This is a genomic window from Sinorhizobium sp. CCBAU 05631 (assembly GCF_002288505.1).
Classification (GTDB): domain Bacteria; phylum Pseudomonadota; class Alphaproteobacteria; order Rhizobiales; family Rhizobiaceae; genus Sinorhizobium; species Sinorhizobium fredii_C.
Genome location: NZ_CP023063.1, coordinates 2,743,734 through 2,763,774 on the forward strand (window position 1 = coordinate 2,743,734; position 20,041 = coordinate 2,763,774).

A 20,041-nucleotide genomic window follows, 5' to 3' on the forward strand; every position below is an offset into this window, starting at 1 on the left:
AGCCCACCTCAGTTGCTATATGCGTCCGTTGATGATTTTTCGATGCAACGTCATGTCGATATTCTGACCCGACAATATGACTGCTGCCGGACCTTTGAGATGAGCCAGCTTGCCGGAAAGCAGCGCCGCGATACCAACTGCGCCAGCGCCTTCGACAATCTCACGCTCTTGCTCGTACGCGTGCCGCACACCGGCAGCTATCTCGCGTTCATTGATGAGGACGATGTCGTTGAGAAGGGTTTTGCACATCGGGAAAGTCCAGGCGTTACCCAAGCCGATTCCACCGCCGAGCGAGTCGGCCAGACTGCGATACTCCTTCACCTGCACCGGGTGGCCGGCGTCGATGCTAGCCTTCATGGCTGCCCCCCGGTCCATAGTGACGCCGATTACCTTGGCCTGGGGTCGCATGGCCTTTACGGCTGCCGCGACGCCTGCGGCCAACCCACCTCCAGAAAGAGGAACAAGAACGGTCGCGACCTCGGGCATCTCCTCGACGATTTCAAGCCCGACCGTTCCCTGGCCGGTGATGACGTGAGGATGATCAAAAGGCGGGATCATGCTGAGCCCTTCCTCTGCAACCAGCCGCTCGACTTCCGCTTGTGCGTCGTCCTGCGAAGAACCCACTATCCGTACTGTTGCGCCCAGCCGTCGGATTTCCGAGACCTTGTTTTCGGGTACCAGACGCGACATGCAAATGGTCGCGCCGGAACCGACTGCCCGGGCAGCAAGGGAAAGTGCCCTTCCGTGATTGCCGGTTGAGGCTGCGATGACGCCGCGGTCGCGCTCCAACTGGCTGAGTTGAAGAACTGCATTTGTTGCACCCCGGAGCTTAAAGCTACCGGTCGATTGGCGATGCTCGAGCTTCAAGCTGACCTGCGCTCCGGTGCGTTCGGAAAGCGATGTCGATATCGTCAGAGGAGTACGGAGGACGTGACTGGCGATGCGCTCACGTGCCTGCTTGATCAGGTCATGGCTAATCATTGCGTTATATTTCACCTGCTTAAACCGGTCATGATCGGCGGAGTGGTCCCGGCTCCTCATCGGAGGTGATGACGCAGCAACTCGGCGCGACCGCCCAGTTCATCGTACGCCACCGAGTTGGTGGCACCGTCGAACAGCCAGATGCTATGTGAATCACAATCAGGAGCCTGCTGCAGAAACAGGTCAGGTTATTGCGCGCGCCGCCATTTCACAAAGCTGGCGGTCGCGCGCACTTCACCGAATTGCGCGGATGTCGGCGCGATCAGTCGCGCGCGACCCAAAGCTTGCGTGTGGTCTCGATAACCCGCCATGTGCCGACGAAGCCGGGGTGCATCACAAAAGCGTCACCAGCGCTGATCCTGCGGGGCTCGCCTCCGTCCTCAGTGAGTTCGGACACTCCGGAGAGAATGACGCAGAATTCAAAGGTCTCACCCTTGATCGAACGGTAGGCGCCCGGAGTTGCCTCCCATACGCCCGTCCGCATCTTTCCGTCTGCGGTAGCGGCGATGTCCCATGTAAGAAATTGCGGCAGTCCATCGACCAGCCGCTCGGGAGGCGGCGCGCCCTTCCGCGGCATTGGGAGATTTTTCTGGTCGATGAAGGTTAGTTTGGTAAGCGTCGTTCTTGGACCACGGCCCCTGGTGATCAGGTTCATGACTAGCTGTGTTGACAAAGTGGCTAAATGATCGGAACCGTGCCTTGACCATCAACCGGAGCAGGCAGCGATCAATCATGCAAGTCGTAAGGCCCCGAGAGGCATTTCCGGAATTAGGAACAGTCGCAAACCCCTCAGTGCTCTATGACGGGAAGGACGCCTTCGTTTGCTATGAAGCCTCTCCCCAGTCGGGAAGTGGAAACGTGGTGCTCAAATTTCGGGAGGTTATCGATTTTCGAATAACGCCGATGAACGTTGAAGGGCTGAAAGGGTGCAGGTATCCGGTCCATCCATGGGTGTTCAATGAAGTTATAGGCGGGGAGGAAACTACCGAGTGGAAGGTCCTAAATCCACGACTTTGGCTGATATCCTTCAATGACGTCATGATCGAAGTTCTCTTCGAGACGGTTTCCCTCGTAATCCATGATGCAGAAGGCGGGCCGCCGCATAAAACGCTGATGGGCGTTTTGCGATGATCGGCTGGACTAGCCGGTCAGAAAATCATTTGGCATCAGCCGTCAAGACGGGACGCCGCACGGCTGCGGGCTCTGTGCTTGCGGCGTAGGCCCATGGCAGTAGGTCATCAAGCTGGCTGTTCGGATGGCCATTCACAATCTTAGTAAGCGCACCGGTAAGGTAGCTCAGCGGCTCAACATCATTGAGCTTGGCGGTTTCGATCAGCGAAGCGATGATCGCCCATTGCACGGCTCCGGCGTCTGAGCCGGCGAAGAGGGCGTTTTTCCTGTTGAGCGCAATCGGTCGGATTGAGCGTTCGACGGTATTGGAATCGATCTCGATGCGACCGTCGTCGATGAAGCGGTTGAGACCGTCCCAGCGTGAGAGCGCATAGCGGATTGCCTCGGCGAGCTTCGTCTTCTGACTGATCAGAGCGAGTTGTGCGCGCAGCCAAGGCGCAAGGCTCTCGGTCACGGGACGGCTCTTCTGCCGGCGCACGGCACAACGCTCATCCGGCGGCCGTCCGCGTATCTCGTCCTCGATGCGATAAAGCTCGGCGATGCGTTTGAGCGCCTCGCTGGCGATCGGAGCGGGACCGGAAGCCGCCAGCTCGTAAAAGCGCCGACGGACATGGCTCCAGCAGAAGGCCAAGGATACCGCGTTCTTCTCGGCGAGCGGCCGGTAGCCGCTGTAGCCATCGACCTGGAGGATGCCGGTAAAGCCATCGAGATGCGTCATCGGCCGCTCGGCCTTGCGGTCCGGCGCATAGACGTAGACCACGCCGGGCGGATCGTCACCCTGCCATGGTCGATCGTCGCGGGCATAAGCCCATAACTGGCCCGTCTTGGTCTTGCCACGCCCCGGATCAAGAACCGGCGCGGTGGTTTCGTCGCCAAACAGCTTCTGCGAAGCCTTCAGGTGCTCAAGGAGCCGCTGGTGGACCGGACGGAGGTGCCAGGCGGCACGGCCGACCCAGTCGGCAAGCGTAGAGCGATCGAGATTGATCCCTTGGCGTTTGTAGATTTGCGCCTGACGATAGAGCGGCAAGTGATCGGCGTATTTGGAGACCAGCACCTGCGCGACGGTCGCGTCCGTCGGAATGCCACCTTCGATCAGTCGCGCGGGGGCCGGAGCCTGAACGACGACGTCCTCGCAGGCACGACAGGCATACTTCGGCCGGCGCATGACCAGCACGCGGAACTGGGCGGGAACGATGTCGAGCCTCTCGCTGACATCCTCGCCGATTCGGTGAAGCGGATTCTGACAGCAGGGACAGGCATAGTCATCAATGTCGACGACCGTTTCGATGCGCGGCAGATGGGTGGGAAGCGCGCCTCGGTTCGTCCGCCGCCTTGCCGCCCGCGCCTGACGCTCCGCAATGGAGGCCTGCGCCTTTTCCTCGTCTGTGGCCGCTTCGATCTGTTCGGCTTCTTCGAGGCTAAGCAGGAGTTGGTCCTCGGGCAAGCTCTCGGCTCGGCGGCCGAAGCGATGGCGCTGCAACGCCTTGATGATCTGCCGAAGTCGCGCATTCTCCGCCTCGCGCGAAAGCACCATCGCCTTCAGCGTCTCCAGGTCATTGGGAAGCTCGTTGGCCGTCATCGTCATGAGTGCAACAGAGCATATTCGTGGGCCTGGGGGCAGAGCCCGAACGCCCCTGATTCAATTGGTCGCGGCTCTAGCCGGGTGTTACGGGAACACGCGCCGGCTCCCTGGCGTGGACGCGTTTCCAATCCAGCCCCTCGAACAGTGCCGAGAATTGCGCCGCGGTCAGATGCATGACGCCGTCCTGCATCTTCGGCCAGCGGAACTCGCCGTCCTCGAGCCGCTTGGCGACGAGACACATGCCGGTGCCATACCAGAAGATCAGCTTGATCCGGTCGGTTCGTTTCGCCCGGAAAACGTAAACCGTACCGGAGAATGGATCGCCTCCCATCTCCGCCTTCACCAGCGCAGCCAGTCCTTCCGCCCCCTTGCGGAAGTCGACCGGCCCAGTGGCAATCATCACCCGGAGGGTACCGGACGGCCCGATCACGCTTGGACTCTCAGCGCCTGGATGACCGCGGCGATCGTCGCTGCATCGGTGCCAGCCGCGATTCTGATCGTTGCTTCGCCGATCTCCAGTTCGATCGCCGCTCTCGGGGCCGCGGTTTTGGGTGCTATCTTCCGGCGACGCGCCGGCGGTTCCTCCGCCGCCGCCATCACCGCCGGCACAAACATCGGCGGCGGACCCTCCTCCTGCCGGCTTCGGGCCAGACGCCGCCAGGTGAACAACTGGCCAGGTGACAGACCATGCCGGCGGGCAACCGCGCAGACCGACATCTCGCCGCCATAGCTCTCGGCGACGATCCGCTCCTTCTCCTCGTCGCTCCAATCGCGACGCCGGCCCGAGCCGGTGAATATCTCGAACCGTTGCACCGCCTCATCTGTCTTGGTGCTATGCGTAAACCCTGTGATCGTCATATGTCGGAGCCCTCTTTGGGCCCGAGAATCGACGATCAGACGCTGATCCAAAAGGTGGGGTCAGAACAGCGCTTACTTAGTTTTGGCATAGATCACCTTTCTACTGTGACGATTATTTTCCGAAAGACAGTTTTCTTTCGATCAACTTTAGAGAAACTAAGCTAATTACGTTCATCATCAGGTAAAACGCCGATGTGACAATGAAGATGTCCATGATGGCGAAGGTTTCGCTCATCAACCGTTTGGCATAGCCGGTGATCTCGAGGACCGTGATCGTCGATGCGAGGCTTGATTCCTTGACGATGATGGCAACTTCACTGCTATAGGCAGGCAAGGCTTGCCTGACCGCCAGCGGAAACTTGACGTGGCGAAAAGTGGCCCACACCGACAGGCCACAGGCTTGCGACGCCTCGATCAGACCCCGCGGAAGGGAAAGGAGTGCGGTCCGGAAGATTTCCGCTGTATAGGCACCGGTGTTGAGTACGACGGCCAGGATCGCCGCATGCAGGCTGTCGCCGACGATCCACCAGATCACGGGATTAGTGCGAATGGCACTGAGCTGGCCTAGTCCGTAGTAGATCACGAAGATCTGCACCAGCATGGGCGTGCCGCGGAAGATCGCGCAGTAGATATCCGCGCTCCTGCTCACTATCCGGTTCCTGGATGTGCGGATGACAGCTAATGCAATGCCGAACGGCAATCCCAGAGCAACGCCGAAGACGCTGATCAGCAAGGTCGTTTTGGCACCTACCAGAAGGAACGGAACCGCATATGTGACAAGGTCTAGTTCCATCTTATCCCCGACTGAAGCCACGGTTGAAGAACCGCTCCGTATGACTGAAGAGCGTCTGACTGATTGCCGTCAACGCAAAAAACATCCCGGCAGCAGCGCAGTAGAACAAGAGCGGAGAACGAGTAATGCCGGCGGCGATTGCCGCGGAGCGCATCAATTCCTGCATGCCCACGACCGACACCAGCGAGGTGTCCTTGATGGTCATCTGCCAAACATTGTTGAGGCCGCCGAGTGCTAGTCGCAGAGCGATAGGCAGAGTGACGCGCAGAAAAGTGACGTGGGTCGGCAGGGCAAGGGATTTTGCCGCTTCCAGCAAGCCCACCGGCACGGCGTCAAGCGCGCCGCGGAACACTTCGATCGAATAGGCACATGATATTGCCGCGATCGCAACAACGCCGATGACGAAGGGATAAGCGCTGTCGGCGCTATCTTGATAGCCGAAAGCGGTTGCCAGCCTTTGAACCCACTCGATCGAGCCGAAGAACAGGAGGTAGATGACGAGCAGCCCGGGAACGCCGCGCACTAGAATGCTGTAGCCATCCACCGCCTGCGAGAGTACGGGAAGGCGCCGGCACCGCAACAGCGCCAGGGGCACCGCCGCGATAACCCCGGCGAGCATCCCGAGCAGGCCGACCGCCAGTGTCACCATAGCGCCGCGGAGAAGGGCAAATCCCCACCCCCGCTCAACCAGAAGAACCCATAGGTCAAAAGACATCGGACATATCTCCCGTGACGTCGTCGCGATTCCGGCCGCGACGACGTGTCGATCTCAGCCTCACTTCGTGCAGGGAATGGTGTAATCGTCCTTGAACCAATTGAGGCTGGCATTCTTCACCTTGCCTTCTGTGATCATCTTGCAGAGCGCCGCATCCAGTTTTGCCTTGAGTTCGGCATTGCCCTTGCGCATACCGACGCCCATGCCGTGACCGAGCGATGCTGGATCGTCCGTCGCCATGATCTTGACGTTCACTCGGGTGAACCCTGCTCCGTCCGGAGTGGCGAGGAAATCCGCCCAGGTCGGGGAGTCGCCGAAGGCGGCATCAAGGCGGCCTGCAGCGAGGTCAGCCGTCTGCTGCGTCGTTGCGTCGTACGTTTTCAGATCTGCGCTGGGGACGTGTTTTTGGATGAACTTGGCATATGTGGTTCCGGTGACCACGCCCAGGCTTTTGCCGTCGAGCGCTTTTACGATCTCGTCCAGGCTCTTGAGACCGGCAAGAGGCGAATCCTTCGCCACCACGAAATAGAGGGGCGTGGTGGCATACGGAATGGAGTAGTCGATTTTCTTTTGGCGTTCCGCCGTGATGCCCAAACCGGAGATGATGACGTCGAACCGGTCGCTGTCCATCGAAGGCACGAGCGTGCTGAAGGATTGGACGACGAACTTGCACTTCAACTTGAGTTCAGCGCAAATGCTGTTGGCTATATCGGCATCGAAACCGGTTACGTTGCCGTTAGCGTCAGCCATGCTGAACAGCGGCGCGTCTCCTTCAGTGCCGATGCGCAGGACCCCTTCTTCGGCTTGCGATGCCGCGGCTGAGAACAGGAAGAGGCCGGATGCGAGAATTGAGCGAAGTTTCGTGATTGTCGACATTGGAGTTACCCCTCTTTTTCGTTTGATAACGGCCGTCAGGCGGCCAGTAGCATCACGCGGGAAAGGAATCGCGCCACAGCGTCCGACGCTGGATTGCGAAGCAATTCTTCCGGCGTACCGTCCTGCTCAATTTCACCTTTGTGCAGGAAGATCATTCGGTTCGAGACGTCTCTCGCGAACCGCATCTCGTGGGTGACGAGAAGGATGGTGGCTCCCTCATCTGCTAGCCCTCTGATGACCCTCAGAACCTCCCCCACCAACTCCGGATCAAGTGCGGAGGTGGGTTCGTCGAAAAGCATGATCTTCGGGCTCATCGCGAGCACGCGGGCGATCGCAACACGCTGTTGCTGGCCGCCGGAGAGTTGATGGGGATATCGGTCGCGAAAATCGGCCATGCCGACCTTCGAAAGTGCCGAGAGCGCGATCTCCTTCGCGTCGCGCTTGTTCTTTCCCAGGGCGTAGAGCAGCGCCAGGGTCACGTTGCCGAGGACAGTCTGGTGCGGCCACAGATTGAAATTCTGGAACACCATGCCGATGCGGCGACGGAAGTTCTTTATGTGGTGAGCACTGTGGATCTCGGTCTTGCCATGATCGTTCACGACCGCCGAAACGGTGTGACCCATAACCTCGATTTCACCGGAGGTCGGCGTCTCAAGCAAATTCGCGCAGCGTAGCGCCGTGCTCTTGCCTGAACCGGACGACCCAACCAGCGAAATGACCTCGCCCTCGGTCATTCGAAAGCTGACGCCGTTCAAAACCTTGGTCGACCCAAAAGTCTTGCAGAGTTCACGGACCTTCAGGACATTTCCTGTCATAACCAATGCCGTGTCCTCAGCCTTTCACCGCACCCTGCGCGAAAAGTTCGCGTAGAACTTCATCCACCGCAGCCTTTGCGATGAAGACCATCTCATCGATCTCCGCTTCGCTCATCGTGAGCGGTGGTGCGAAGCCCAGGATATCGCCATGGGGCATGGCGCGAGCGATAAGGTTTCGGTTGCGCGCGGCCTGAGAAATTCGCCCGCCGACCTTCAACGCGGGACTGAATGGCATCTTCGCGCCGCGGTCCGGGACAAATTCGATCGCCGCCATCATGCCGACGCCGCGCACTTCGCCGACGATTGGGTTCTGTTCAAATTCGGCTTTGAGCCGGCCCAGGAGATAGGCTCCCCTCTTCGCCGCCTGCCCGGGGAGGTCGTCGCGCTCTACGATGTCAAGAACCGCGTTTGCGGCCGCTGCGCCGATCGGGTGGCCGGAATAGGTGTAGCCGTGCGAGAAGGCGCCCACTTGAGGCGTAGCCTCCTGCATGACGTCGTAAACCTGTTCGGATACGATCGCGGCCGAAAGCGGCACGTATGCCGATGTCAGCCCCTTCGCGACCGTGACGAGGTCCGGGACCATGCCGTACAAATCGGAGCCGAACATTGCTCCCGTGCGGCCAAAACCGCAGATCACCTCGTCCGCAATCAACAGGACGTCGTACTTCTTCAGCACCGCCTGGATTTTTGGCCAGTAGCCTGACGGCGGCGGGATAATGCCGCCGGTGCCGAGCACCGGTTCAGCGATGAGTGCGGCCACCGTTTGCGGGCCTTCGGCCAGAATAAGTGCTTCAAGCTCATGCGCGCGACGTTCAGAAAACGCTTCTTCCGTCTCGCCCGGTAATGCGCCGCGATAATGATGGGGCAGGCCGGTGCGCAGTATGCCGGCGACCGGCAGGTCCATGTGGTCGTGGTAGAAGCTGAGCCCGGTCATCGAGCCCGACACGACGGAGCATCCGTGATAGCCGCGTTCGCGCGCAATGATCTTCTTCTTCGCGGGCTTGCCGCGAAGATTGTTGTAATACCAAACGATCTTAGCTTGCGTCTCATTGGCGTCCGATCCGGAAAGGCCAAAGAAGACCTTGGACATGCGCCCGGGTGACATTTTCACAAGCCGATCGGAAAGCTTGGCGAGTTCTTCCGTGGTATGGGCGGCGTAGGAGTGATAATAGGCCAGCTTGTACGCCTGACGAGCAATGGCTTCGGCGACCTCGGTTCGGCCATAGCCGACGTTTACGCAGTAAAGACCGGCAAAACCGTCGATATATTCGCGCCCACTCGCATCCTTGATGCGAACGCCCTTGCCGGTTTCCACAATGGTCGGCGCGGTCTGACCTTCGGCGTAGTCCTTCAGATATGTGAATGGATGTAGAACAGATCGCCGATCCATTTCGCTTATTTCGACAACAGTTTTCATTGCGGCTTCCTCAGGCGGCGCGCCCGCCGAAACACACATATTCAGGTTTGATGAATGCCTGCCGGGACCCGATTGCTTCAAAAAGCTGAAGGGGTCGGTGCGCGCATCGCCGCGTTGACTCTGACCTCGCCGAAGACAGGCCCATCGCCCGTTCAGTGCTGCTGCAGAGAGGCACCGCGTGTGCGGGCCGCGCTCGATCGCTCGCTGAAGAGGCGAAGGTCTCAGCCGTCGACATCGGTGATTGCCGTTCGCCAGCAGGATCGACGACCGCGGCGGCACCCGACCCATGCCATCTTCCCGCGACAAAAGCCCGGGTGCAGAAAAGCGTCGGATTGCTCCTTATTTTCAGCGCGTCCCGCGCCGACAGCCCGTTATTCAGCATTTTTTCTCTCGGATTGGCGTGTCCAATGAGCGAGAGCTTATGTGCATCCGAGCGATCGATTTTAACGGACTAAGGTGCCCGCTCGCAGGAATCCTGCTTTTCTCGGGCTCAAGCGAAGATAAACTGCGTAGGGAGGGTTTGGTGGAACTCGACAGGCTAGACGCTCGCCTCCTGAGCGTTTTGCAGACAAACAACCGGCACAACTATGAGGTGCTAGGAGAACTGGTGGGGCTGTCGCCAACGGCCGTGCAGAGGCGTGTAAGACGCCTGAGGGAGAAGGGGGTCATCGAGGCGGATGTCTCGATCGTGAAGCCGAAGATGATCGGCCGGCCGATCGCCATGCTGGTGCTCGTGTCCTTAGAGTCGGACTCGAAAAGAACTCAATGGTAGCAATACCTTGCAAGGCGTCGGGTGACGAGGCGAATGTGGGCGATCATGATCCACGCCTCGGCTGAAGCGACTGATTTCTCAAAGTCCTTCGCCAGTCTACGGCATCTGCCAAGCCACGCGAAAGTGCGTTCCACGACCCATCGGCGCGGCAGAACCTCAAAGCCCTTTGCCTTGTCGGTGCGCTTGATGATCTCCAGAGTCCAGCGCCCGATTTTCTTCAGCCGCCTCTTCAGTTTGTCGCCAGCATAACCGCCATCGGCAAAAACATGCAGCAACCACGGCCATCTATGGCGGATGGATTTCAAGAGGTCTGGAGCACCGTCCCGGTCTTGAATGTCGGCGCAGTGGACCATGAGACCGACCATCAGCCCCAGCGTGTCGACAATGATGTGGCGCTTGCGCCCCTTGATCTTCTTGCCGGCATCATAACCCCGGATACCGCCGCTTTCGGTGGTTTTCACGCTCTGACTGTCAACGACGCCTGCCGTTGGGCTGGCCTCCTTACCCTCCAGTTGGCGCGCTTCCATCACGAGATGATGATTGATCCGCGTCCACAACCCTATCGCCCTCCATTCGTAAAAATAACGCTGAACGGTTGAACAGGGTGGGAAATCCTTCGGCAGCATCCGCCACTGGCAACCCGTCGAGGCGATGTAAAGCAGAGCGTTCAATACCTCTCGGCAATCTGTGGTCCGAGGACGACCCAGCCGCCGGGGCGCTGGCAGAAAAGGCTGGACCAGCCCCCATTCTCGATCCGTCATATCACTTGCATAACGAGGCGTGCGCCGGGCATATTGCCGACGGGTGATTTCGGTCCAGGACATCGTGAGCTCCATCGAATCTTTGCAAATCCGAAGGAATCACAACCCATTGAAATCACCCACTTCTTTTTGAGGCAGCCTCTTAGAGCGGGAACGCGCCGACATAGTGGACCGCTTCAAGCAATCCATCCGCCAAACACCGGAGGTGATGAACGGTTATTATATTACCGGCGAGTCGGACTTTGTCTTGATCGTGACAGCACGAAGCATGGAGGACTACGAGATATTCACGCGAAAGTTCTTCTATGAGAATCCGGATATCAAGGGATTCAAGACAATGGTGATAATGGACAGAGTGAAGGTCGGCTTTGCGCTGCCAATCGACCTTGCTGCCTTCTGAGCTCTGTTTCGGTCAGCGCAAGCAGGTCTGCTGTCTGGTACGGCGGTTGGCTTCGCCTTGCGGGCGAGTTTGTATGCTGTCCGTCCACGGCTACACTAAATGTCAAACAGGTCAGTCAGCGGCACGTGGTACTTGGTGATCGGAGATTTGAGTACAACGAAGCTGAAGTATTTCTCGATTCCGATGTCCATTTCTATCAGCCGCTCCATGAGTGACTGGTATTCTCCTATGCTGCTCGCCACGAACTTGACGAGATAGTCGTAGTCACCTGAGACGACGTGGCATTCGATTACTTGCTCAATATTCTGGATGGCCGACATGAAGCGGGCGATGTCGGCCTGGCGATGGTTCCTCAGGGTAATCTCTGTGAAGACAGTGAGAACCTGCCCAAGCTTTCCCATGTTGATCATCGCGGAATAGCCGCCGATATAGCCTTCTGCCTGCAGCCTCTTCACCCGCACGAGACAAGGTGTTGCGGACAGGTTCACGAGCTCGGCGAGCTCGACATACGTCATCCGTCCGTTCTTCTGAAGCTCGGAGAGGATCTTGATGTCAATTCTGTCCAGTTTCATGTGCGCCCACCCGGTTGTTGCCACGACCTTTGCATGAGCGATTGGAGTTTCGTCAGCGGACGAGGCTCGGTGGCAATAATCCCTCGGGTTCCAAACGGCAGCCGATCTGACGGCTACATCATTTCCGGCCGTCGGATCGCCGAGCCATCGCTGAACCGGCTCAGCCTGTAAGGCGAAATGTCGGTCAGTGGCTCTTTATTCATGACGATCTCGCTCACCAGACGGCCGGCCCCGGGTCCGATCGCGAAGCCGTGTCCGCTGAAGCCCGCGGCGATCACATAGCCGGGGAGTTCCTCCACTCTCGAGATAACAGGCACGAGGTCTGGGGAGGTATCGATGAGCCCGCCCCACGCGCGTTCGACCCCGATCCCCTTCAGCGCCGGGTACTCGCTTTCGAGGTTCTTCACTGCGAGCTTGACGAGTTCCGCGTCGGGCGCCGGGTCCAGAATGCGGCTCTTTTCAAACGGCGAGATCTCGTCGTTCTCCCAGCTGCCGAAGGCATCGGGACCATTCCAGAAGCTGCTGTTGAGGCGGTATTTGAGTTTCTTGCCGATCTTGCTGCGATACATCTCGTAGAACTTGAAAGCGTATCGCATTCCTCGCGGCGTGATGTCGAGCGTACCGCGCCCGGGTACGGCAATGGTGTAGGAGCCGTCGGTCCGACGCCGCAACACGAAGTTCGAAGCCGATAGACATCCTGCCTGAACGATTTCGGGCGCCGGGGTTGTCTTGATCGCCGTCCCGGCGATGTTGGCGACTGGAAGTTCGATGCCGTAGCGATGAGAAAAGCGGGAAGCCCATGCCCCGCCGGCGCAAACAACGGTGCTCGCTTTCACAATTCCCCGCTCCGTCCATACCCCTGTTACCCGGCCATTGGTAATGTCGAGGCCGCGAACGGCGCAGTTCTGATGGAGCGACACGCCCCTTTCCTTGGCGGCCTCGGCGACGGCAGGCACGGCAAGGCTCGGTTCCGCTCTCCCGTCGGTCGGAGACCAGACGCCGCCGACCCAGGAGGATGTGCCGCCCGAGGCCCGCTCGTTCGCCTCGGAAGCCGTGAGTATCTCGCTGTGAAATCCCTGGACGCGTGCGGCCTGGCCCCACTTTTGCCAGCGGGCGACATCCGCCTCGTTCTTGGTGCAGTAGAGTATCCCGGTTCGACGAAACCCGAGATCGCGGCCGATCTCGGTGCCCAATTCCTCCCAGCGCCGCAGACTGTACATGGCAAGGGCAAGCTCATGGAGATCGCGGTTCTGCTGACGCACCCACCCCCAGTTGCGGCTTGACTGTTCGCCGCCAACGATGCCCTTTTCGAGCAGAGCAACGGAGACCCCTTGTCGGGAGAGTTCATAGGCCGTGCATGTACCGACGATCCCTGCCCCTATGACGACGACATCCACCTGGGTTGGAAAAGAGGCACTGTCACGGACTTTCTGAACGTCGACCGGCATAATCTGTATTCCTCTGCAATAGTGCATGAGATTCTCGAACAGCGCCCCCGCAGGAGCGCTGGAATCCTCAAATGGTTAAGCTCTATCGACGCGCGCGGTACAGGGCGATGCGGTCCTGCATTCGAAAGCCCTGGATGATGGCCGGCATGAACCAGGGATTGCCCCGGTAAAGGGGGATGGACGCAGGCGGCCGGAAGTCGAACGCCGTGCGCGCTTGCGCGGCATGTCCGAGCAGCTTGTGAGCCGCGCGCGTTCCGATCCATGGCGCCCAGACGACGCCCGAACCGCAGAAACCGGTGGCATAGACCAAGCCATCCTTCTCGAAGATGCGGGGCAGCATGTCCCGGTGCATCGCCACATTGCCAAACCAGGTGTGCGACAGGCGAACGTTCTCCAGTTCTGGGAAAAGGTTCACTAGGCCCCGACGCAGAAACAGCTTCGGCGCGGTTGGATCGCCGACGCGAGAGCTGTCGCGGCCCCCCAACAGAATGCGCTTTCCGTCGGGTGTCGGGCGGTAGTAGAACCCAAGTTCCCGGCCCTCGATCATCATCATCCGCTTCGGCATCAGCCGGGCCATCACTTCTGGCGCGAGCTCCTCGGTGACGATGATCCGGCTGCGAACCGGGACCAGCCGCCGGCGCAGGAAGGGAACCGCGCCGTCGGTATAGCCGTCAGTGCAGACCAGCACCTGGCGGACCTGCACGGTGCCCGCCTCCGTCACCACACGGAACTCGGCCCCATCCCTCGCTACCGAAGTCACGCGCGTACCTGCGTGGACGGTCAGTCCCGAAGCCAACGCCACCCGCAGGAGTTCAGAGTGGAACTTGGCCGGGTGCAACCCACCGATATCCATCCGCGCCATGCCGCCGCGATAGAAGTCCGTGCCGATGTAATTGCGCTGTTCGGCGTACGGCACAGCATAGGCATCGATCCCCAGTCGCTTCGCCAGCACTTCGGCGCTCCGCGCGGTCTTCTCGTAATCGTCATAGCCGATTACGCCCTTGAACTGGCCAACCAGCTGAAAGTCGCAATCGAGCCCTTCGGTCCTGATGAAGTCGTAAAGAAATTCGCGGGCGATCTTGCCCTCGGCCTCGATTGCGATGGCCCTTTCTTCGCCGAAGCGCCGGGTAATCGTGGCGTAATCCGGCCGAATACTTCCGCTGGTGATTCCGCCGTTGCGCGTCGAGGCCCCTTCGCCCGGGTTCATTGCATCGAAGGCCGCAACCGAACGGCCCTCGCGCGCCAGAACGAGACCCGCCGATAACCCGGTGTATCCGGCGCCAATGATCGCCACGTCGAGCTTTTTGGCCAGCGGCTGCCGCGGCAGCGGTCTGACCGGTGCCTCTTCCCACCAATAGGGCGTGTTCTTGTCTGCGATTCTAGAGTCTTCCATGGGACCGACTTCTCGTTGCGCTTGGCCAAGGCCTTCTGCGATTACTGACAAAATGAGAGACGGGGTACGACCGCCGGCAACTACGGTTCGCACATCGCCCTTCGAAAACGATCGACGAGCGGGTACGGTCTTCCCCCTGATGTTGTGACCACGGCCCCGGACTCGCATTCCCCTCAGGTGTGATCACCGCGAACATCGAGCGCATCGCGCAGCCCGTCGCCGATGAAGTTGAAGCTGGTTACGGCGATGGTAATGGCTGCACCGGGAATGATCGCCAGCCACGGTGCGCTCCCCAGATATTGCTGCGCGCCGTTCAGCATGTTGCCCCAGCTGGGCAGCGGCGGCTGAATTCCATAGCCGAGAAAGCTGATATAGGCCTCCATGAGGATGGCGCGGGCGACGGTCAGGGTGGCCGCGACGATGATCGGGCCCATCGCATTGGGAAGGATCTCGCGGAACATGATATGCGTTCCGCTCAACCCCAGCATGCGACCGGCCTGGACGAATTCGCGCTCGCGAAGGGAGCGGACCTCGGCCTCGACGATCCTGGCCACTTCCATCCAGCTGGTGGCTGCGATGACGACGGTGATCATCATCGGGCTGGGCTTCAGCGCTGCGGCAAGCGCCAGCACCAGGAAAATCGACGGGAACGACAGGAACCCATCCACCGTGCGCATCAGCGTCGTGCCGAGCCAGCCGCCCCGGTATCCCGCGAGCACGCCGACAAGGGTTCCGATCAGCGTCGACAACAGCATCGCGGAGAAACCGACCAGCAGGGAAACCCGCCCCGCCATGAACAGCCGCGCCGCCAAGTCCCGTCCCAGCGGATCGGTGCCCATATAGTGGTGGCCGGTGAAGGGCGGAGCAAAGCGGGCGCGCAGATCGATGTAGAGTGAATCATAGGGCAGCAGGTACGGGCCCAGGACGCACGCCAGCGTCAGGACGGCGATCATCACCATCCCGAGGAGGGCCAGATGGTGGTTCATGAAGCGGTGTGCCGTTCGGCTGTTCCACCAACGCTCCTGGCGTGAATTTGCGACAATGGCGGTCATAATGGTGGCCTCCTGTTGAGCGTCCATGAGGCGCTTAGCTCAGACGAATACGGGGATCGATGATGGCGACGACGATGTCGGCGATCAGGTTGCAAAGCACGACGAGGATCGCCGAGAACATGAGCAGTCCCATCACCACCGGGTAGTCGCTGTAGCCGAGGCTGTCGAGGAACAGCCGGCCCATCCCCGGCCAGGTAAACACCGTCTCAGTGACCAGAGCACCCGTTAGCACACTGGGAAGCTGCATCCCTGCCAGTGTGATCATTGGCAGCAGCGCATTGCCGACGACATGCTTCATCAAGATTCGGCGCTCGCTCAATCCCTTGGCACGGGCGGTCTTGACGAATTCCTGGCTGATAACATCAAGCGTCGCCGTTCGCATGTAACGGCTCCAGATGGCGACATGGACCAGCGCCAGCACGATGCTCGGCATGATCAGGTGATGGATATGGTTCAGAACCGAACCGTCGCCGATCGTGTACATGTTGCCGGCCGGCAACCAGCCGAGTCGTAGCGAAAAGACATAGATGCCGACAAGGCCGAACCAGAAAGTCGGGATCGACAGCGCCACCATCGCCCCGACCGTCGCCAGATAGTCGAAAACAGAATAGCGGTGCGTGGCGCCGCGGATGCCGATCCACGTGCCGATGGCGATCGCGATGACGGTAGATGAACCCATCAACAACAGCGTTGCAACAAGGTGGCGGCCAATCACATCCAAGACCGGCGCGCCGTCGCGGAAGGAGTGACCCCAGTCGCCCTGTACGAGGCGCCAGGCCCAGTCGAGATACTGCATCCACAGCGGGCGGTTGAGCCCCAGCTGCTCCTTCAGACGATTGAGATCATCCTGGGTCATGCTGGGATCAAGCCCGAATTGCGCCAACGGGCCGCCCGGAATGAGATTCAGGACGACGAACCCGATGACCGAAACGATCAGGAGCAGGACGAGGCTTTGTGAAAGGCGATTGAGCAGGAAGCCGCGCATTGGCTCTCCTCCTTCATGACAGCATCAATGGATAGGCCGCCGCCGCAACTCGCGACGGCGGCAGCGTATGTCAGCTTTGCCAACGCCATCCGGCGGCATGCCAGGAGGCCGTGCGGGTGTTGGAATTGGGCTCCCACCCCTCGAGACCTTCCTTGCGACCGACTACATAGGTAGCGGCAAACAACGGCAGGAACGGCAGGTCCTCACGAACGATTTCCTGAATACGGGAGTAGATCTCGCGACGCGCCTCAGGATCGAAGGTTTGGGCACCTTTCTTGAGCAGCGCGTCAACTTCTGGATTGGAATACTGGCCGACATTCGAGCCTTTTCCGCCCTTGGCAGCAATTGCGCTTGTAGCGAGGCGGTTAGTGGCGTCCGGATCCGCCGCAATGAGATGGGTAACACCCGCGATCGCCGAGTCGAATTGCGACTTGAGCCAGAACTCACCAAACATCACGGCCGCCGGCAGATTGGATATCGTCATCTCGACGCCAATCTCCGCGAATGTCTGCTGCAGGAACTGCTGCACTTGTTCGCGCAGATTGTTGCCCGACGTCGTCGAATTGGCGAACGACAGCCGCACCCCGTCCTTGGCACGTATTCCATCCGGCCCCGGAACCCAGCCCGCCTCGTCGAGGATCTGTCGCGCCCGGTCAAGGTTGAACTCCTGCGCCGGCAGGTTCGGATTGTAATAGTAGGACGTCCGTGGCATGAACGTCTCGGTGAGCGTGCCGACGCCGTAATAGATCGCGTCGATAATTGCTTTTCTGTCCATCGCGGCATAGAGCGCCTTGCGGACAGCCGGGTCCTTGAATTGCGGCTTCTCGAGATTGAGATAGATCGACTCGACTGATGCCCCAGATACCAGCGTCACCACACGGCCCGGCAATGTCTTAGCTTCATCGTAGTGGTCGGCGGTGATGTATGCCTGGTCTGTAAGGTCGATGTCGCCGCTCTTGAATTGGGTATAGAGCACGGTCATGTCAGGGATGTACTTGAAGACGAGCCGCTCGACATAGGGGCCATCCCCAAAATATTGAGGGTTCGCGACCAGCTCGAGATGATCGCCCGCGACGCGCTGCGCCCATTTGAATGCACCGGTGCCGACAGGTGCCTGATTGAAGGCGGCAGCGTTGGGATCGGCCTCTTTCTCAAGAATGTGCTTGGGCACCATAAAGGTTTCGGTGAGGAACGACAGATAAGGGGCGAAAGCCTCCTCCATCCGCCAGGTAAGCTCAGTCGGCGAAACCACCGTGATATCTCGTACCAGTGAATGCCCGCCCGTGCGCCAGGCGCGGAAGTTCGGGTTGGTTATGAGCTCGAGAGTGAACTTCACATCCTCGGCGGTGAAGGGCTCGCCATCGTGCCAGCGAACGTCATCACGCAGGCGGACGCGCCACTTCAGACCGTCCTCCGAAATGCCGCCGTTCTGCTGTGTTGGCACTTCGGCGGCAAGATTGGGCTGAAGAACACCCTTCGGATCCATGCGGAAGAGGGCGTCGAATAGGGAAAAATGGACCGCATCGTCTACCTCGATATGGGCCATCAGCGGATGGAAGACGGTGGGTTCCTGCGAAAGCCCGACGACGACGCGACCGGTTGGGCTAGCAGTATCGGCAAAGGCAGGCTTGCCGAGCAGGTTGGGAGCGGCAAAGCACGCAATGCCGCCCGCTGCCATGAGGCGTAGCGCGTCGCGTCGAGAATAGCCCGATTTCGTTGTAGAATCTTTCGTCATGATATTTCCTCCCTAGTTGTATTTCGGCCGTAGCTCTCAAAAGTTAACGGCAATCGGTCGAGTGTGCCTCGGTCGCTCCCCGGGAATCGCCGCCACCAACTCGCGCGTGTAGGCCGATTGCGGGTCCAGAAAGATTTGAGATGGCGGGCCGCGCTCGACGATCTCCCCTTTCTGCATCACTGCGATTTCGTCGCAGATCTGGCTGGCGACGCGCAGATCATGGGTGATGAAGATCATCGAAACGCCAGTTTCCCGCTGGATCTGGTCTAGCAGCTTGAGGATTTGGGCCTGGATAGAGACGTCGAGCGCAGAGACTGCCTCGTCGGCAATCAGCAGCTTGGGCTTGAACATCAAGGCCCGGGCGATGCCGATGCGCTGGCGTTGCCCGCCGGAAAACTCGTGCGGATAGCGGCCGAAGGCACCGGCATCGAGACCGACATGGGCCAGCAACGCTCGCGCCTCCTCACGCGCCTGAGCATAAGGCATGCCGTGGGCGACGGGACCGACGGTCAGGATTTGTCCAATGGTCGAACGCGGATTCAACGATGCGAAGGGATCCTGGAAGATCATCTGGATCCGCGGCCGCAGCGGTCGAAATTCGGTTTCCGAAAGCTTGGCGATGTCGCGGCCCTCGAACAGAATTTGCCCGCCATCGCTGTCTTGCAGTTTGATCAAAAGCCTTCCCAGCGATGATTTGCCGGAACCGCTCTCGCCGACGACGCCGAGCGTGCGTCCGGCAGTCAGATCGAATGAAACGTCCTTCACCGCAGGCACAATGCGCTGGCTGCCGAACAGGGCACTGCCGCTGCGATAGGTCTTGGACAGCCCTTCGACCTTCAGGATCGTCTCGTTGCTCGCCTTCTCCTGAACTGCTCGATCCTTGCCCGTCAGGTGCGGGACGGCGGCGATCAGGCGCTGTGTATAGGGGTGGGTCGGGGATTTGAGAACCTGTTCGGCGGTACCTTGCTCGACAACGCGGCCCTTTTCCATCACCACGACACTGTCGGCGATCTCAGCCACGACACCGAAGTCATGGGTGATGAACATCACGCTCATGCCCTTGCGGCGCTGAATGTCACGGATCAGCTTCAGGATCTGCGCCTGTGTGGTGACATCGAGGGCCGTGGTCGGCTCGTCCGCGATCAGAACGGTGGGTTCGAGAGCGAGCGCCATGGCGATCATGACGCGCTGACGTTGCCCGCCCGACAGCCGGAACGGATACTGGTAGTACATGAGTTCCGGATCGGGCAACCCGACTTCCGTCAGCAGCTCGATGGCGCGATTGCGCCGCGACGCCTTGGTGCCCACGCCATGAGCCGTCAGAACTTCGGTAATCTGCTCGCCAACCGTCATCAGCGGGTTGAGCGCCGAAAGCGGATCCTGGAAAATCATCGATACGACGCGACCGCGCAGTCCTCGCAGCTTCTTCGCCGGTGCGCCGATAATGGCTGTGCCGTCGAGATGAATAGCGCCGGACGAGACCGGGATCAGCTTCGGCAAAAGCCCCATGATTGTGTTCGCCGTCACCGACTTGCCTGAGCCTGACTCGCCGATAATGCACAGAATCTGGCCCCGCTTGAGATCAAACGAGATGTTCTCGACGGCATGGGTCCGTTCCATGCCTTTCGGCAGGTCGACCGTCAGGCCACGCACCGAAAGCGCTGTGTCCTCTCCAGAAACAGCCTCTGTTCCAGCAGCCATCGAGATTCCTCCCTTTTCAACGGAGCCGTTACCTTGCAATTTTACTCGCGGTTA

At 59.8% G+C, this 20,041-nt stretch carries 19 protein-coding genes and 2 pseudogenes; 3 read left to right on the forward strand and 18 right to left on the reverse strand.

All coding sequences use genetic code 11. The annotated features are described in order from the left end of the window. Positions 1 to 15: 15 nt before the first annotated feature. Positions 16 to 981, reverse strand: coding sequence for a hydroxyectoine utilization dehydratase EutB (gene eutB, locus SS05631_RS13445; RefSeq protein WP_037425850.1), 966 nt, complete (start codon positions 979 to 981; stop codon positions 16 to 18). A 262-nt stretch (positions 982 to 1,243) separates the two neighbouring features. Next, positions 1,244 to 1,558, reverse strand: coding sequence for a cupin domain-containing protein (locus SS05631_RS13450; RefSeq protein WP_172900187.1), 315 nt, complete (start codon positions 1,556 to 1,558; stop codon positions 1,244 to 1,246). Between the two features lie 122 nt (positions 1,559 to 1,680). On the opposite strand from SS05631_RS13450, the gene SS05631_RS13455 reads away from it, so the two are divergent. Next, positions 1,681 to 2,112, forward strand: a complete 432-nt coding sequence (locus SS05631_RS13455) for a hypothetical protein (protein WP_244412374.1) — start codon at positions 1,681 to 1,683, stop codon at positions 2,110 to 2,112. Positions 2,113 to 2,137: 25 nt separating this feature from the next. Here SS05631_RS13455 and SS05631_RS13460 read toward each other — a convergent pair whose 3' ends face one another. The 8 genes from SS05631_RS13460 to SS05631_RS13495 form a co-directional block, all read right to left on the reverse strand. After that, a complete protein-coding gene (locus SS05631_RS13460; RefSeq protein WP_037425852.1) occupies positions 2,138 to 3,697 on the reverse strand; it encodes an IS66 family transposase in 1,560 nt (519 codons plus the stop codon). A 70-nt stretch (positions 3,698 to 3,767) separates the two neighbouring features. Beyond that, positions 3,768 to 4,124 carry an IS66 family insertion sequence element accessory protein TnpB gene (tnpB, locus tag SS05631_RS13465; RefSeq protein ID WP_050988377.1) on the reverse strand — a complete coding sequence of 119 codons (357 nt, stop codon included), beginning with the start codon at positions 4,122 to 4,124 and terminating at the stop codon, positions 3,768 to 3,770. After that, positions 4,121 to 4,552 carry a transposase gene (locus tag SS05631_RS13470; protein ID WP_037425854.1) on the reverse strand — a complete coding sequence of 144 codons (432 nt, stop codon included), beginning with the start codon at positions 4,550 to 4,552 and terminating at the stop codon, positions 4,121 to 4,123. The genes tnpB and SS05631_RS13470 overlap by 4 nt, the downstream gene beginning before the upstream one ends. Positions 4,553 to 4,664: 112 nt before the next feature. Then, positions 4,665 to 5,345, reverse strand: coding sequence for an ABC transporter permease subunit (locus SS05631_RS13475; protein WP_037425857.1), 681 nt, complete (start codon positions 5,343 to 5,345; stop codon positions 4,665 to 4,667). A gap of 1 nt (position 5,346) precedes the next feature. Beyond that, a complete protein-coding gene (locus tag SS05631_RS13480; RefSeq protein WP_037425860.1) occupies positions 5,347 to 6,060 on the reverse strand; it encodes an ABC transporter permease subunit in 714 nt (237 codons plus the stop codon). Between the two features lie 60 nt (positions 6,061 to 6,120). Next, positions 6,121 to 6,936 (reverse strand): transporter substrate-binding domain-containing protein, encoded by an 816-nt coding sequence (locus SS05631_RS13485; protein ID WP_037425863.1) that lies wholly within the window; start codon positions 6,934 to 6,936, stop codon positions 6,121 to 6,123. 35 nt (positions 6,937 to 6,971) lie between these two features. Continuing rightward, a complete protein-coding gene (locus SS05631_RS13490; protein ID WP_037425865.1) occupies positions 6,972 to 7,751 on the reverse strand; it encodes an amino acid ABC transporter ATP-binding protein in 780 nt (259 codons plus the stop codon). Positions 7,752 to 7,767: 16 nt separating this feature from the next. Further along, entirely contained in the window at positions 7,768 to 9,168 is a 1,401-nt protein-coding gene (locus SS05631_RS13495) for an aspartate aminotransferase family protein (RefSeq protein ID WP_037425868.1), read from the reverse strand. 523 nt (positions 9,169 to 9,691) lie between these two features. Between SS05631_RS13495 and SS05631_RS13500 the strand changes: the two are divergent. Next, positions 9,692 to 9,913, forward strand: a pseudogene (locus SS05631_RS13500) (AsnC family transcriptional regulator); the annotation flags it as partial. Positions 9,914 to 9,930: 17 nt separating this feature from the next. Here the strand turns inward: SS05631_RS13500 and SS05631_RS13505 are convergent. Continuing rightward, the gene (locus SS05631_RS13505) at positions 9,931 to 10,764 is read right to left on the reverse strand and encodes an IS5 family transposase (RefSeq protein ID WP_095678047.1); all 834 of its coding nucleotides are present in this window, start codon (positions 10,762 to 10,764) and stop codon (positions 9,931 to 9,933) included. 79 nt (positions 10,765 to 10,843) lie between these two features. Here SS05631_RS13505 and SS05631_RS13510 point away from each other — a divergent pair. Beyond that, a pseudogene (locus SS05631_RS13510) lies at positions 10,844 to 11,101 on the forward strand (Lrp/AsnC ligand binding domain-containing protein); the annotation flags it as partial. Positions 11,102 to 11,196: 95 nt separating this feature from the next. On the opposite strand, the gene SS05631_RS13515 reads toward SS05631_RS13510, so the two are convergent. The 7 genes from SS05631_RS13515 to SS05631_RS13545 all read right to left on the reverse strand — a co-directional run bounded on the left by SS05631_RS13515 (position 11,197) and on the right by SS05631_RS13545 (position 19,987). After that, on the reverse strand, positions 11,197 to 11,673 hold the full coding sequence (locus SS05631_RS13515) for an Lrp/AsnC family transcriptional regulator (RefSeq protein ID WP_037377440.1): 477 nt from the start codon (positions 11,671 to 11,673) through the stop codon (positions 11,197 to 11,199). Between the two features lie 113 nt (positions 11,674 to 11,786). Then, positions 11,787 to 13,121 carry an FAD-binding oxidoreductase gene (locus SS05631_RS13520; RefSeq protein WP_037426707.1) on the reverse strand — a complete coding sequence of 445 codons (1,335 nt, stop codon included), beginning with the start codon at positions 13,119 to 13,121 and terminating at the stop codon, positions 11,787 to 11,789. A gap of 82 nt (positions 13,122 to 13,203) precedes the next feature. Next, a complete protein-coding gene (locus SS05631_RS13525) occupies positions 13,204 to 14,514 on the reverse strand; it encodes an FAD-binding oxidoreductase (RefSeq protein WP_037426699.1) in 1,311 nt (436 codons plus the stop codon). Positions 14,515 to 14,687: 173 nt separating this feature from the next. Continuing rightward, positions 14,688 to 15,566 carry an ABC transporter permease gene (locus SS05631_RS13530; RefSeq protein WP_037426696.1) on the reverse strand — a complete coding sequence of 293 codons (879 nt, stop codon included), beginning with the start codon at positions 15,564 to 15,566 and terminating at the stop codon, positions 14,688 to 14,690. 34 nt (positions 15,567 to 15,600) lie between these two features. Then, positions 15,601 to 16,551, reverse strand: a complete 951-nt coding sequence (locus SS05631_RS13535; protein ID WP_037426694.1) for an ABC transporter permease — start codon at positions 16,549 to 16,551, stop codon at positions 15,601 to 15,603. Positions 16,552 to 16,621: 70 nt separating this feature from the next. Beyond that, the gene (locus tag SS05631_RS13540) at positions 16,622 to 18,286 is read right to left on the reverse strand and encodes a peptide ABC transporter substrate-binding protein (protein ID WP_037426687.1); all 1,665 of its coding nucleotides are present in this window, start codon (positions 18,284 to 18,286) and stop codon (positions 16,622 to 16,624) included. Between the two features lie 36 nt (positions 18,287 to 18,322). Then, entirely contained in the window at positions 18,323 to 19,987 is a 1,665-nt protein-coding gene (locus tag SS05631_RS13545) for an ABC transporter ATP-binding protein (protein ID WP_037426683.1), read from the reverse strand. Between the last annotated feature and the right edge of the window lie 54 nt (positions 19,988 to 20,041).

Coding starts and splice junctions, on each gene's coding strand:
- SS05631_RS13485 (WP_037425863.1), bottom strand. CDS start 6,936: ATGTCGACAATCACGAAACTTCGCTCAATTCTCGCATCCGGCCTCTTC.
- SS05631_RS13480 (WP_037425860.1), bottom strand. CDS start 6,060: ATGTCTTTTGACCTATGGGTTCTTCTGGTTGAGCGGGGGTGGGGATTT.
- SS05631_RS13545 (WP_037426683.1), bottom strand. CDS start 19,987: ATGGCTGCTGGAACAGAGGCTGTTTCTGGAGAGGACACAGCGCTTTCG.
- SS05631_RS13460 (WP_037425852.1), bottom strand. CDS start 3,697: ATGACGATGACGGCCAACGAGCTTCCCAATGACCTGGAGACGCTGAAG.
- SS05631_RS13495 (WP_037425868.1), bottom strand. CDS start 9,168: ATGAAAACTGTTGTCGAAATAAGCGAAATGGATCGGCGATCTGTTCTA.
- SS05631_RS13540 (WP_037426687.1), bottom strand. CDS start 18,286: ATGACGAAAGATTCTACAACGAAATCGGGCTATTCTCGACGCGACGCG.
- SS05631_RS13470 (WP_037425854.1), bottom strand. CDS start 4,552: ATGACGATCACAGGGTTTACGCATAGCACCAAGACAGATGAGGCGGTG.
- SS05631_RS13535 (WP_037426694.1), bottom strand. CDS start 16,551: ATGCGCGGCTTCCTGCTCAATCGCCTTTCACAAAGCCTCGTCCTGCTC.
- SS05631_RS13520 (WP_037426707.1), bottom strand. CDS start 13,121: ATGCCGGTCGACGTTCAGAAAGTCCGTGACAGTGCCTCTTTTCCAACC.
- SS05631_RS13450 (WP_172900187.1), bottom strand. CDS start 1,558: ATGCCGCGGAAGGGCGCGCCGCCTCCCGAGCGGCTGGTCGATGGACTG.
- SS05631_RS13505 (WP_095678047.1), bottom strand. CDS start 10,764: ATGTCCTGGACCGAAATCACCCGTCGGCAATATGCCCGGCGCACGCCT.
- SS05631_RS13525 (WP_037426699.1), bottom strand. CDS start 14,514: ATGGAAGACTCTAGAATCGCAGACAAGAACACGCCCTATTGGTGGGAA.
- SS05631_RS13475 (WP_037425857.1), bottom strand. CDS start 5,345: ATGGAACTAGACCTTGTCACATATGCGGTTCCGTTCCTTCTGGTAGGT.
- SS05631_RS13530 (WP_037426696.1), bottom strand. CDS start 15,566: ATGACCGCCATTGTCGCAAATTCACGCCAGGAGCGTTGGTGGAACAGC.
- SS05631_RS13515 (WP_037377440.1), bottom strand. CDS start 11,673: ATGAAACTGGACAGAATTGACATCAAGATCCTCTCCGAGCTTCAGAAG.
- eutB (WP_037425850.1), bottom strand. CDS start 981: ATGATTAGCCATGACCTGATCAAGCAGGCACGTGAGCGCATCGCCAGT.
- SS05631_RS13490 (WP_037425865.1), bottom strand. CDS start 7,751: ATGACAGGAAATGTCCTGAAGGTCCGTGAACTCTGCAAGACTTTTGGG.